Raw genomic sequence first — 12,089 nt, forward strand, 5'->3', positions numbered from 1 at the left:
AGGCACCTGTTGCTGAACCACTCACGAATGTAGTACTTCTTATACATGAGCGAGCAAGTCCACAACAGGCTGGCGATGGTGCGCGCCGAGCGGAAGGTGTCCCGGCAGCGCCTCGCCGAAGCCGTGGGCGTGCACTACCAGACCATCGGCTACATCGAGCGCGGGCAGTACAACCCGAGCCTCGACCTGGCGCTGAAGGTGGCCAAGTACTTCGGGCTGCCCGTCGAGGCGCTGTTCTCGCTGGAGCCGTTCCAGCCGCTCACGGATCAGGTGTACGGGCACGGGAGGGACCAGTAAGTCATGGCGCGACAGGAGCAGTTGAGCGGGTACGACCAGCGGATGCTCGCCCTGATGAACCGGCGCGAGGGCGCACCGCTCCACCGCACCGCCGCGCGCCGCCGGGCCGTCGTCGCCGTCCACGTCGTCCTGACGGCGGCCTTCGTCGCGGCCTGGCTCGGCACGGTCGTCGGGGATCTCGCCTGGACGGGGTGGGCGATGCTCGGCCTGCTGCTTCCGTGGTGCGTGGCGACGGGCGTGATCAACGGCGCCACCCGCGGGCTCCTCGAACTGCGGCCCCGGGCGCTCGACGAGCGGCAGCGGGCCGAGCGGGACCGGGTGCGGGCCAGGGCGCACCAGATCATGGCCTGGGTGCTGCTCGCGGCGGTCGTGGTGACGGGGATCGCCGGGTTCTCGGGTCTGGCCGCGAAGGCCCTGGTGTTCCAGGTGGCGGTCTGCGCGCTCGTGCTGCACTGGCTGCTGCCGCTGTGGGTGGCGGGGCTCTCGGCGCGGGACGAGCCGGGGCTCGACGAGTTCGGCGGGGACGAGCTCGGCGCGGACGAGTTCGCGTAAGGGGACCGGGCCCGCTCCGCGCGGGCCCGCCCCGCCTCACACCTGCTTCAGTTCCTGCTCCAGCTTCGACACGTCCACGGAGTCCTTCGCCGACGGCGTCTTCGTCGGCACCGGCTTGTCGTAGTCCGTGAGGGTCGTCGTCTTGTCCGTGCCGTCGCCCTTCTCCGTGGCGCGCACCAGATACGGCTTGCCCTCGGCCGCGACGTACAGCGTGGTCTCCTTGCCGTCGTCGTCCTTGCCGGTCAGCGGGATCACGCGGGTGCCGTCGACCGTCGTGACCGCGCCCTTCTCCAGGTCCTTCGTGTCGTCGTCGGACCCCGCGTCGTCGCTCACGTTCTCCTGGAGCTCCTTGAGGTCGCAGACCTCCGAGAGGCCCTTCAGCATGGGGTCGCCGGTCGTGCCGTGGATGTAGCGGTCCTTGAACAGCTCGGCGGCCGCGTCGCCCTGTCCGCCGGGCACCTGGTTCTTCCAGAACGCCTGGTCGGGCTTCATCCAGACCTTGTCGCCCTGCTTCACCAGCTCCGCCTTGCCCCCGTTCGCGCCGAAGCTCAGGGTGCCCGTGCAGTTGCCGTCGCGGTCGAGCGCGAGGTCCATGGCGGCCGGGTCGTCCTTGTCGACGTCGCTGCCCTTGTCCGTCAGGGTGAGATGGACGGACTTGGCGTCGAGCAGCTCCTGCTTCGCCTTGTCGGAGATCTCCTTGGCGCTCAGGTCCGCCGTGCTGTCTCCCTTGTCGCCGCTGCCGCCGTTGTCGTCGGAGCAGGCGGAGACCAGCAGGGCCAGGACGGCGGCGGTGCAGGCGGCACCTGCCGTCCGCAGTCGCGTACGAGGCATTTTGCTCATAGCGTCACCTCCGGTGACAGAAAGTGCTTCGAGCGTACGTTTCGCCCCGCGTACCCGCACGTGCAGTGACACAGCGCACTTTCGGCCATCGAATGCGCATGCTTTTCCCGGGCCCGGGCAGGTGCTCCCGGCTACCACGAGTGATCAGGTGGGGCAAACGGCAGAAACTGCCAGGAACGGAAGGCAAAAGGGACGTGTCCGCACAACAGACCATCCACGTGGCGGGAGAGTGGCGTGGCGCCGCCTCCGGCGCGACCCGCGAGATCATCGACCCCGCGGATGCCAAGCCGTTCGCGACCATCGCCGAGGGCGGTGCCGAGGACGCCGACGCGGCCATCGCCGCCGCGCGCGCGGCCTTCGACGAGGGCTCCTGGCCGGGCACGCCGGTCGCCGAGCGCGCCGCGCTGCTGCGCCGCGTCGCCGACCTGCTGGTGCGCGACCGCGAGAAGATCGGCCTCCTGGAGAGCCGGGACGCGGGCAAGACCCTCGAAGAGGGTCGCGTCGACGTCGACTGCGTCGCCGACGCCTTCCGCTACTTCGCCGACCTGGTGATCGGCGAGGGCGCGGGCCGTGTCGTCGACGCCGGGTCCGACGACATCCACAGCGTCGTCGTGCACGAGCCCATCGGCGTCTGCTCCATGATCACGCCCTGGAACTATCCGCTGCTCCAGGCCAGCTGGAAGATCGCCCCCGCCCTCGCGGCCGGGAACACCTTCGTGATCAAGCCGAGCGAGATCACGCCCCTCACGACGGTCGCGCTCATCGAGCTGCTCGCCGAGGCCGGCCTGCCCGCCGGTGTCGCCAACATCGTCACCGGCCCCGGCCACACCGTCGGCGCCCGCCTAGCCGACCACCCCGACGTCGACCTGGTCTCCTTCACCGGCGGCCTCGTCTCCGGCACCAAGGTCGCCCAGGCCGCCGCCCTCGGCGTGAAGAAGGTCGCCCTGGAGCTCGGCGGCAAGAACCCCAACGTCGTCTTCGCCGACGCCTGCGCCACCGACGAGGGCTTCGACACGGCCGTCGACCAGGCGCTGAACGCGGCCTTCATCCACAGCGGGCAGGTCTGCTCCGCCGGTGGCCGCCTCATCATCGAGGAGTCGGTGCGCGAGCGCTTCGTCGCCGAGCTCGCCCGCCGCGCCGAGAAGATCAAGCTCGGCCGGGGCACCGAGGACGGCGTCGAGTGCGGCCCGCTGGTCTCCAAGGAGCAGCGCGAGAAGACCGAGGGGTACGTGGCGTCCGCGCTCGCGGAGGGCGCCGTCCTGCGCTCCGGCGGCAAGCGGCCCGAGCCCACCGACGCCCGCCCCGCGACCGGCTACTTCTACGAGCCGACGGTGCTCGACCAGTGCCACCGCGAGATGAAGGTCGTCCGCGAGGAGGTCTTCGGCCCGGTCCTGACCGTCGAGACCTTCCGCACCGAGGACGAGGCCGTCGCCCTCGCCAACGACACCGAGTACGGCCTCGCGGGCGCCGTGTGGACCACCGACTCCGGGCGCGCCCGCCGGATGGCCCGCCGGATGCGCCACGGCACCATCTGGATCAACGACTTCCACCCCTACCTGCCGCAGGCCGAGTGGGGCGGATTCGGCAAGAGCGGCGTCGGCCGCGAGCTGGGCCCGGCCGGACTCGCCGAGTACCGCGAGGCCAAGCACGTCTACGAGAACCTCGCGCCGAAGCCGGTGCGGTGGTTCGCGGGCTGAGCCGCCCGCCTCCCCCCTTACGCGAAAGCACCTTGTACGACCTCGCAGGAAGAGGAGCAGTTCCCCCATGGCTGAAACGAACGAGTACGACTACGTCATCGTCGGCGGCGGCACCGCCGGTTCCGTGATCGCCTCCCGGCTGACCGAGAACCCGGACGTCACCGTCGCCGTCATCGAGGGCGGCCCCAGCGACATCGACCGCGACGACGTCCTGACGCTGCGCCGCTGGCTCGGCCTGCTCGGCGGCGAGCTCGACTACGGCTACACCACCACCGAGCAGCCGCGCGGCAACTCGCACATCCTGCACAGCCGCGCCAAGGTCCTGGGCGGCTGCTCCTCGCACAACACCCTGATCTCCTTCAAGCCGCTGCCGTCCGACTGGGACGAGTGGGAGGAGGCCGGGGCCACCGGCTGGAACGCCGAGGCGATGGACCCCTACTACGGCAAGCTGCGCAACAACGTCGTACGCGTCGCCAAGAAGGACCAGAACCAGATCGCCACCGACTGGGTCGAGGCCACGAAGACCGCGCTCGGCGTGCCCGAGGTCGTCGGCTTCAACGACAAGCCCTTCGACGAGGGCGTCGGCTTCTTCGACCTGGCGTACCACCCGGAGAACAACAAGCGCTCCTCCGCGTCCGTCGCCTACCTCCACCCCCACATGGAGGCCGGTGACCGCCCGAACCTCCACCTCTTCCTGGAGACCTGGGCCACCAAGCTGGAGTTGGACGGCAAGGCCGCGCGCGGTGTCCACATCCGGACCAAGGACGGCGCCGAGAAGCTGCTCACCGCCCGCCGCGAGGTGCTGGTCTGCGCGGGGGCCGTCGACACGCCCCGGCTGCTCATGCTCTCGGGCATCGGGCCGAAGAAGGACCTCGAAGCCCTCGGCATCCCGGTCGTCCACGACCTGCCGGGCGTCGGCGAGAACCTCATCGACCACCCGGAGTCGGTCATCGTCTGGGAGACCAACGGGCCGATCCCCGGCAACTCCGCGATGGACTCGGACGCCGGTCTGTTCGTGAAGCGGGACCCGGACCACAAGGGCCCGGACCTGATGTTCCACTTCTACCAGATCCCGTTCACCGACAACCCGGAGCGGCTCGGCTACGAACGCCCCGAGCACGGTGTGTCGATGACGCCGAACATCCCCAAGTCCCGCGCCCGCGGCCGCCTCTACCTCACCTCCGCGGACCCCGAGGTGAAGCCCGCGCTCGACTTCAAGTACTTCGAGGACGAGGGCGACTACGACGGGCGGACGCTGGTCGACGGCATCAAGCTGGCGCGGAAGGTCGCGCAGGCCGAGCCGTTCAAGAAGTGGCTCAAGCGCGAGGTGTTCCCCGGCCCCGAGGTCACCGACGACGCGGAGATCGGCGAGCTGGTGCGCAAGGCCGCGCACACCGTCTACCACCCGGCAGGGACCTGCCGAATGGGTGCTTCCGGTGATGAACTCGCCGTGGTCGACCCGGAGTTGAAGATCCGGGGCCTCGAAGGAATCCGTATCGCGGACGCATCCGTCTTCCCGACGATGCCCGCCGTGAACCCGATGATCGGAGTGCTCATGGTCGGGGAGAAATGTGCCGAGATCCTTGAAGCCGGCCCCCAGGGAGGTGACGGCCGATGAGCGACACCGCGACCGTCACCCCTGCCGCCGACGCGGCCACGGACACCGTCTTCGCCGTCAACAACCTCTGGAAGGTCTTCGGCCCCAAGGCCGAGACCATCCCGGGCAACAGTGAGCTGACCGGCCTCGACCCCGTGGAGCTGCGCGAGCGCACCGGCTGCACCGCCGCCGTGCGCGATGTGTCCTTCGAGGTGAAGAAGGGCGAGGTCTTCGTCGTCATGGGCCTGTCGGGCTCCGGCAAGTCCACGCTCGTGCGCTGTCTGACCCGGCTCATCGAGCCGACGTCGGGATCGGTCGAGATAGACGGCGAGGACGTCCTCGCCATGGACAAGAACCGGCTGCGCGAGCTGCGCCGCCACCGCGCGTCCATGGTCTTCCAGCACTTCGGCCTGCTCCCGCACCGCACGGTCCTCGACAACGTCGCCTACGGCCTGGAGATCCAGGGCGTGGCGCGCGCCGAGCGCCGCGAGAAGGCCATGAAGGTCATCGAGAAGGTCGGCCTCGAAGGCCTGGAGCAGCGCAAGCCCGGCCAGCTCTCCGGCGGCCAGCAGCAGCGCGTCGGTCTCGCCCGCGCCCTCGCCGCCGACCCCGAGGTCCTGCTCTTCGACGAGCCGTTCAGCGCCCTCGACCCGCTGATCCGCCGCGACATGCAGGAAGAGGTCGTCCGCCTGCACCGCGAAGAGGGCCGCACGATGGTCTTCATCACCCACGACCTCAGCGAGGCCCTCAAGCTCGGCGACCGCATCGCCCTCATGCGCGACGGCCGCGTCGTCCAGCTCGGCACGCCCGAGGAGATCGTCGGCTCACCCGCCGACGACTACGTCCGCGACTTCGTCCGGGACGTGCCGCGCGAGCAGGTCATGACCTGCCGCAGCGCCATGCGGCCCGTCGACGCCGACGCCGACGAGGACACCAGGGGCCCCGCCATCGCGCCCGACGCGACGGTGTCCGAGGCCATCGAGGCCGTGGCGCGCTCCGGCTTCCCGGCGCGCGTGATGGACGGCGGCCGGTGCCTGGGCGTCGTGGACCACGAGCAGCTGATCGGCGTCGTCGCGGGCGTGGCCCCCAAGGGCGCCGCGGGCGCCGCCCGGCGCGGCGAGCCGTCCGCGAAGGCGGGCACCTCGATACGTAAAGAGGTAACCGGCGAGGTGGCTTCCTGATGGCCACCGCCACCGCTTCGACTCCCGTACGAGATACCGGGATCGGCGCCCTGCTGCGCCGCCGCGCCGTCGTCAAGCTCCTGCTGCTCGCCGTCGTCGCGGCCGTCGCCGTACCGATCCTCAACGCCAAGTGGGCCTCCGGCGCCTGGCCGGACGCGCTCACCGTCGACCTGACCGAGCCGCTCACCAAGGCCAGCGACTGGATCATCGACAACCGCGACAGCCACTGGCTGTTCACCTACTTCTTCGGGCACATCTCCAACGCCGTCGTGCTGTCCGTGCGCGGCGTCTACCTGGTGCTGCTCGCCGCGGGCTGGGCGGGCGTCACCGTCGCCGCGGGCGCCGTCGCCTGGCGCGTCGCGGGCCTGAAGCTCGCCGCCCTCGCCACCGCGGCCTTCGCCGTCTGCGGCCTGCTCGGCATGTGGGTGCCGACGATGCAGACGCTCGCGCTGATGGTCGTCGCCGTGCTCGCCTCGGTGATCCTCGGCATGCTCCTCGGCCTCGCCGCAGGCCTGAACGACCGGATCTTCCGCATGATGCGCCCGGTCCTCGACACCATGCAGGTGCTCCCGGCCTTCGCGTACCTGCTGCCCGTCGTGCTCGTCTTCGGCATCGGCGTGCCCGCGGCCGTCCTCGCGACGGTCGTGTACTCGGCCCCGCCGATGGCCCGCCTGACGGCCCTCGGCCTGCGCGGCGCCGACGGCGGCGTGATGGAGGCGGTGGCGTCCCTCGGCGCGACCGCACGCCAGCGCCTGCTGTCCGCGCGCCTGCCGCTGGCCCGCAAGGAACTCCTCCTCGGCCTCAACCAGACCATCATGATGGCCCTCTCCATGGCCGTCATCGCGTCCGTGATCGGCGCGGGCGGTCTCGGTGACCGCGTCTACCAGGCGCTCTCCACGGTCGACGTCGGCCAGGCCCTCGCCGCCGGCATCCCCATCGTGCTGCTCGCCGTCGTCCTCGACCGCGTCACCGGCGCGGCGGGCGAACGCCTCGGCGCGCACGCCGAGGACAACTCGCCGCTGCGCGGCTGGCGCGGCTGGTCCATCGCCGCCGCCGTGACCCTGGCCTGCGCCCTCGCGGCCAGGTTCGCGGACCGCCTGGAGTGGCCGACGAGCTGGGTCGTGCAGATCGCCGAGCCCGTGAACACCGCCAAGGACTGGATGGTCGACCACCTGTACACGGGCGTGCCCGTGGTCGGCGGCACGGCGGACTGGGCGGCGCACTTCACCACGTACGTGCTCGACCCGGTGCGCGACGGCCTGCAGGGCCTGCCCTGGTGGTCGGTGCTCCTGATCGTGGCCGCCCTCGCCTGGGTGATCGGCACCTGGCAGACGGCGCTCACCGCGGTCCTCGCGATGGCGGCGATCGGCGTCATGGGCGTGTGGAACGCGTCCCTCGACACCCTCTCCCAGGTCCTCGCGGGCGTCGCCGTCACCCTCGTCCTGGGCTTCGCGATCGGCATCGCGGCCTCACGCAGCCAGCGCCTCGAACGCCTTCTGCGCCCTGTCCTCGACGTCTTCCAGACGATGCCGCAGTTCGTGTACCTGATCCCCGTGGTCGCCCTGTTCGGCGTGGGCCGCGCGCCCGCCGTCGCCGCGGCCGTCGTGTACGCGCTGCCCGCCGTCATCCGCATCACCACGCAGGGCCTGCGCCAGGTGAACCCCGCCGCGATGGAGTCCGCGAAGTCCCTCGGCGCCACGAACTGGCAGCAGCTGCGCCAGGTCCAGCTTCCGCTGGCCCGCCCCGCCCTGATGCTCGCCCTCAACCAGGGCGTCGTGCTCGTCCTCGCCGTCGTCGTCATCGGCGGTCTGGTCGGCGGTGGCGGCCTCGGCTACGACGTCCTCGCCGGTCTCGCCCGCGGCGACCTGGCCACCGGTCTGGTCGGCGGTGTCGCCATCGTCTGCCTCGGCCTGATGCTCGACCGCGTGACACAGCCGACGGAACGCCGCGCGAAGAAGGGAGCGTGACCATGCGTACACGTACGCGAGTGACGGTCGCGCTGGCCGGTGTGGGCGCCCTGCTCGCCCTCTCCGGCTGTGGCAAGGCCGACATGAGCAAGCAGTCGTCCCCGTACGCGAACGCGGCGGGCGCCAAGACGGTGACCCTGTCCGTGCAGTCCTGGGTGGGCGCGCAGGCCGACGTCGCCGTGGCCGAGTACCTGCTCAAGAACGAGCTGGGCTACCGCGTCGACAAGGTCCAGATCGACGAGATCCCCGCCTGGGACGCCCTCAGCCAGGGCCGCGTCGACGCGATCATGGAGGACTGGGGCCACCCGGACCAGGAACAGCGCTACATCAAGGACAAGAAGACGATCGTCCCCGGCGGTGACGTCGGCGTCATCGGCCACATCGGCTGGTACGTCCCGACGTACTTCGCCAAGAAGCACCCCGACGTCACCAACTGGAAGAACCTCAACAAGTACGCCAAGGACTTCCGTACGCCGGAGAGCGGTGGCAAGGGCCAGCTCATGGACGGCTCCCCGTCCTACGTCACCAACGACAAGGCCCTCGTCGAGAACCTCGGCCTCGACTACAAGGTCGTCTTCGCCGGCTCCGAAGCCGCCCAGATCACACAGATCGAGCAGTTCGCCAAGCAGCAGAAGCCCTTCCTGACCTACTGGTACAAGCCCCAGTGGCTCTTCAAGAAGGTCCCCATGACGGAGGTGAAGCTCCCCGCCTACAAGGAGGGCTGCGACGCCGACCCCGCCAAGATCAAGTGCGCTTATCCGCACACGCCTCTCCAGAAGTACTTCAACGCCGACTTCGCCAAGAACGGTGGCAAGGCGGCGGAGTTCCTGAAGCGGTTCAAGTGGTCCGAGGCCGACCAGAACGAGGTCTCCCTCATGATCGCCGATCAGAAGATGTCGCCCGAGGACGCGGCGAAGAAGTGGATCGACGGGAATGAGGCGAAGTGGCGGGGGTGGGTGCCGAAGTAGCGCCGGCCTGCGCGGGGCGCCCCAGTCCCGCCCCTTCTCCGAACCCGGGGCTCCGCCCCGGACCCCGTATCGGCGCTCCGCGCCTCGTCCTCAAACGCCGGACGGGCTATCTATAGCCCCTCCGGCGTTCGAGGAGCGGGGGTCTGGGGGCAGCGCCCCCAGTTTCGGGAAGGGGCGGGACTGGGGCGCTCCCCGCGAGGGCCTACCTCAGCCCCTCCGCCACCCCCCGCAGCGCCTCCATCGCCCGGAACAGCAGACCTGGCCCGAAGGTGACCCGCGTGGCCCCGAGCGAACCCAGTTCCTGGGGCGAGGGGCCGCCCGGCAGGAAGACGAAGTTGAGGGGCCCCTCGATGCCTGCCCGCAGGGCGGGGATCACGTCGACCGGCGCCTTGATGACGTAGACGCAGTCGGCCCCGGCCTCGACGTAGAGCCGAGCCCGCCGCAAGGTCTCGTCCAGATCCGCGACCCCACGGATGTACGTGTCCACACGGGCGTTGATGAAGAGCTCACGACCGGCGACGCCCCGGACGGCGGAGAGATAGTCGGCCTGTTCCCGGGGGTCCTTCAGGGAGTCCTCCAGGTTGCACCCCACGACCCCGGCGTCGAGCAGCCGCCCGACGAGCGTGCGGGCGGGCAACCCGTACCCGTCCTCGACGTCCGCGCTGACGGGCACGGCCACGGCCCGGGCGATCCGCCCGACGGCCTCGAACATCTCGCGCGGCGGCACGGCCCCGTCGGCGTACCCGAGGGAGGCCGCGACCCCCGCGCTGGGCGTGGCGAGCGCGGGGAACCCGGCGTCCTCGAAGACGCGGGCGCTGGCGGCGTCCCAGGGGCCGGGCAGGACGAGCGGATCGGAGGGCGCCCGGTCCTGGTGCAGGGCGCCGAACGCCTCGGCGGTGGCGGTCACTTGGGGTCTCCCTGCAGGCCGGCGGGGCGGTGCGCGGTGGAGCCCGGAGTGTAGTGGCCGGGCACCATGCGGGAGGTGACGCCGAACCGGTTCCAGCCGTTGATGAGGGTGATCGCCGCGATCAGGTGGGCGAGTTCGGAGTCGTCGAAGTGCTTGGCCGCGCGCGCGTACACGTCGTCGGGGACGAAGCCGTCGGTGAGGACGGTGACGGCCTCGGTCAGCTCGATCGCCGCGATCTCCTTGGCGGTGTAGAAGTGCCGGGACTCCTCCCAGGCGCCGAGCTGGACGATCCGCTCGACGCTCTCGCCCGCGGCGAGCGCGTCCTTGGTGTGCATGTCGAGGCAGAAGGCGCAGTGGTTGATCTGCGAGGCGCGGATCTGGACCAGCTCGAAGAGGACCGGGTCGACGCCCTTCTTCGCGGCGGCGGCGAACCGGATCATGGCCTTGTACGCCTCGGGGGCGAGCTCGGCCATGTTGAGGCGGGGGAGGTGCTCGGGGAGGCGGTCGCTGTCGGTGGTCGTCGGGTTCGTCGCTTCGGCCGTGTTCGTCGTCGTCATGGCTTTGACGCTACGTCGCGATTAGCCCACCGGTATGGTCCATTCCCATGGACAAATCCTGGGCCAATCGGGCGGCCGGGGGCGGCTCCGGCAAGGAGTCCGGGGGCAGCTCCGGCACCGGCGGCTGGAGCGTCGACCTCCACCTGGACACGGCGGTCGCGGCCTCCGGCACGGGCTCCCGCTCGGGCGTCCGCAAGAGGCTGACGGACGCGCTGCGCGAGGCGGTCAGGGGCGGCCGCCTCGCCCCCGGGACCCGGCTTCCCTCCTCCCGGACGCTCGCCGTGGACCTGGGCGTCGCCCGCAACACCGTCGCCGACGCGTACGCGGACCTGGTCGCCGAGGGCTGGCTGACGGCGCGCCAGGGTTCGGGCACCCGGGTCGCCGAGCGCGAGGTGCCGCGTCCGGCGGCGCCCGCGCGCCCGCCGAGGACGGGCGGCGCCCCGCTGTACGACCTGATGGCGGGCACGCCGGACCTGGCGTCGTTCCCGCGTGCGGAGTGGCTGAAGGCGGCCCGCCGCGCGCTCGCGGCCGCCCCCGGCGACGTACTGGGCTACGAGGACCCGCGCGGCCGCGTCGAGCTGCGCACGGCCCTCGCCGCCTACCTCGCGCGCGCCCGGGGCGTGCGCGCCGAACCGGACCGGATCGTCGTCGTGCCCGGCTTCACGCACGGCCTGACGCTCCTCGGCGAGCTGTTGCACGCGCGCGGGCTGCGGAGCGTCGCCGTGGAGTCGTACGGCCTCGACCTGCACTGGGAGCGGCTGACCCGGTGCGGCCTGCGCACCGTCCCGCTCGCCTTCGACGAACTCGGCACCCGCACCGACGGGCTGGCGGACCACCGGGCCGTTCTGATGACCCCCGCCCACCAGTTCCCGATGGGCGTGCCGCTGCACCCCGACCGGCGGGCGGCGGCCGTCGACTGGGCGCGGCGTGTGGACGGCCTGATCCTGGAGGACGACTACGACGGGGAGTTCCGCTACGACCGCCAGCCGGTCGGCGCGCTCCAGGGACTCGACCCCGAGCGGGTGGTCTACCTCGGCACGGCCAGCAAGTCGCTGGCCCCTGGCCTTCGTCTGGCCTGGATGGTGCTGCCCGCCGAACTCGCCCTGGAGGTCGCCGAGTTGAAGTACGCGGCGGGGGCGGCCAGTAGTTCCCTGGACCAGGTGACGCTGGCGGAGTTCATGACCTCGGGGGCGTACGACCGGCATGTCCGGGCTTCCCGGCTGCGCTATCGGCGGCGGCGTGACCAGTTGGTCGCCGCGGTCGCCGAGCGGGCGCCGGGTGTGCGGGTCACCGGGATCGCGGCCGGGTTGCACGCGGTGGTGCGGCTCCCGCCGGGGTCGGAGCAGGCTGTGGTCCAGGCCGCGCACTGGCAGCGGCTTGCTCTTCAGGGGGTGGCTCGGTTCCGGCATCCGCTGGCCGGGGGGCCTTTGGGGGATGCGCTGGTTGTGGGGTACGGGACGCCGCCGGACCACGCGTGGGCGGCGGCGCTGGAGGCTCTGTGTCGTGCCCTGCCTTGACCTCCGGTC

At 71.3% G+C, this 12,089-nt stretch carries 11 protein-coding genes; 8 read left to right on the forward strand and 3 right to left on the reverse strand.

Features of this window, described 5'->3' with window-relative positions:
• Positions 1-45 precede the first annotated feature (45 nt).
• A complete protein-coding gene (locus ACZ6AA_RS01945) occupies positions 46-297 on the forward strand; it encodes a helix-turn-helix transcriptional regulator (protein WP_468450872.1) in 252 nt (83 codons plus the stop codon).
• A 3-nt stretch (positions 298-300) separates the two neighbouring features.
• Positions 301-849 carry a hypothetical protein gene (locus tag ACZ6AA_RS01950; protein WP_468450874.1) on the forward strand — a complete coding sequence of 183 codons (549 nt, stop codon included), beginning with the start codon at positions 301-303 and terminating at the stop codon, positions 847-849.
• Positions 850-885: 36 nt separating this feature from the next.
• Here the strand turns inward: ACZ6AA_RS01950 and ACZ6AA_RS01955 are convergent, their stop codons facing one another.
• Positions 886-1,689, reverse strand: a complete 804-nt coding sequence (locus tag ACZ6AA_RS01955) for a LolA-like protein (RefSeq protein ID WP_468480416.1) — start codon at positions 1,687-1,689, stop codon at positions 886-888.
• 194 nt (positions 1,690-1,883) lie between these two features.
• Between ACZ6AA_RS01955 and ACZ6AA_RS01960 the strand changes: the two genes are divergently transcribed.
• The 5 genes from ACZ6AA_RS01960 (at position 1,884) to ACZ6AA_RS01980 (ending at position 9,099) form a co-directional block, all read left to right on the forward strand.
• Complete coding sequence (locus tag ACZ6AA_RS01960) at positions 1,884-3,386, forward strand: aldehyde dehydrogenase family protein (protein WP_385711859.1); 1,503 nt, start codon at positions 1,884-1,886, stop codon at positions 3,384-3,386.
• A gap of 67 nt (positions 3,387-3,453) precedes the next feature.
• Positions 3,454-5,004, forward strand: coding sequence for a GMC family oxidoreductase (locus ACZ6AA_RS01965; protein ID WP_468450878.1), 1,551 nt, complete (start codon positions 3,454-3,456; stop codon positions 5,002-5,004).
• Positions 5,001-6,164: a quaternary amine ABC transporter ATP-binding protein gene (locus ACZ6AA_RS01970; RefSeq protein ID WP_471455740.1), complete on the forward strand. Its 1,164-nt coding sequence runs from the start codon at positions 5,001-5,003 to the stop codon at positions 6,162-6,164. The genes ACZ6AA_RS01965 and ACZ6AA_RS01970 overlap by 4 nt, the downstream gene beginning before the upstream one ends.
• Positions 6,164-8,131 carry an ABC transporter permease gene (locus ACZ6AA_RS01975; protein WP_468450882.1) on the forward strand — a complete coding sequence of 656 codons (1,968 nt, stop codon included), beginning with the start codon at positions 6,164-6,166 and terminating at the stop codon, positions 8,129-8,131. The genes ACZ6AA_RS01970 and ACZ6AA_RS01975 overlap by 1 nt, the downstream gene beginning before the upstream one ends.
• Before the next feature lie 2 nt (positions 8,132-8,133).
• A complete protein-coding gene (locus ACZ6AA_RS01980) occupies positions 8,134-9,099 on the forward strand; it encodes an ABC transporter substrate-binding protein (protein ID WP_471455741.1) in 966 nt (321 codons plus the stop codon).
• 202 nt (positions 9,100-9,301) lie between these two features.
• Here ACZ6AA_RS01980 and ACZ6AA_RS01985 read toward each other — a convergent pair whose 3' ends face one another.
• Together ACZ6AA_RS01985 and ACZ6AA_RS01990 are read right to left on the reverse strand one after the other, a co-directional pair.
• Positions 9,302-10,006, reverse strand: coding sequence for an isocitrate lyase/PEP mutase family protein (locus ACZ6AA_RS01985; protein WP_471455742.1), 705 nt, complete (start codon positions 10,004-10,006; stop codon positions 9,302-9,304).
• Entirely contained in the window at positions 10,003-10,563 is a 561-nt protein-coding gene (locus ACZ6AA_RS01990) for a carboxymuconolactone decarboxylase family protein (protein ID WP_468450888.1), read from the reverse strand. The genes ACZ6AA_RS01985 and ACZ6AA_RS01990 overlap by 4 nt, the downstream gene beginning before the upstream one ends.
• A 47-nt stretch (positions 10,564-10,610) precedes the next feature.
• Between ACZ6AA_RS01990 and pdxR the strand changes: the two genes are divergently transcribed.
• Positions 10,611-12,080, forward strand: coding sequence for a MocR-like pyridoxine biosynthesis transcription factor PdxR (gene pdxR / locus ACZ6AA_RS01995; RefSeq protein ID WP_471455743.1), 1,470 nt, complete (start codon positions 10,611-10,613; stop codon positions 12,078-12,080).
• Positions 12,081-12,089: the final 9 nt, after the last annotated feature.

It is taken from the genome of Streptomyces sp. NPDC040610, from assembly GCF_055594065.1.

Coding starts and splice junctions, on each gene's coding strand:
- ACZ6AA_RS01965 (WP_468450878.1), top strand. CDS start 3,454: ATGGCTGAAACGAACGAGTACGACTACGTCATCGTCGGCGGCGGCACC.
- ACZ6AA_RS01980 (WP_471455741.1), top strand. CDS start 8,134: ATGCGTACACGTACGCGAGTGACGGTCGCGCTGGCCGGTGTGGGCGCC.
- ACZ6AA_RS01970 (WP_471455740.1), top strand. CDS start 5,001: ATGAGCGACACCGCGACCGTCACCCCTGCCGCCGACGCGGCCACGGAC.
- pdxR (WP_471455743.1), top strand. CDS start 10,611: ATGGACAAATCCTGGGCCAATCGGGCGGCCGGGGGCGGCTCCGGCAAG.
- ACZ6AA_RS01990 (WP_468450888.1), bottom strand. CDS start 10,563: ATGACGACGACGAACACGGCCGAAGCGACGAACCCGACGACCACCGAC.
- ACZ6AA_RS01975 (WP_468450882.1), top strand. CDS start 6,164: ATGGCCACCGCCACCGCTTCGACTCCCGTACGAGATACCGGGATCGGC.
- ACZ6AA_RS01955 (WP_468480416.1), bottom strand. CDS start 1,689: ATGAGCAAAATGCCTCGTACGCGACTGCGGACGGCAGGTGCCGCCTGC.
- ACZ6AA_RS01945 (WP_468450872.1), top strand. CDS start 46: ATGAGCGAGCAAGTCCACAACAGGCTGGCGATGGTGCGCGCCGAGCGG.
- ACZ6AA_RS01950 (WP_468450874.1), top strand. CDS start 301: ATGGCGCGACAGGAGCAGTTGAGCGGGTACGACCAGCGGATGCTCGCC.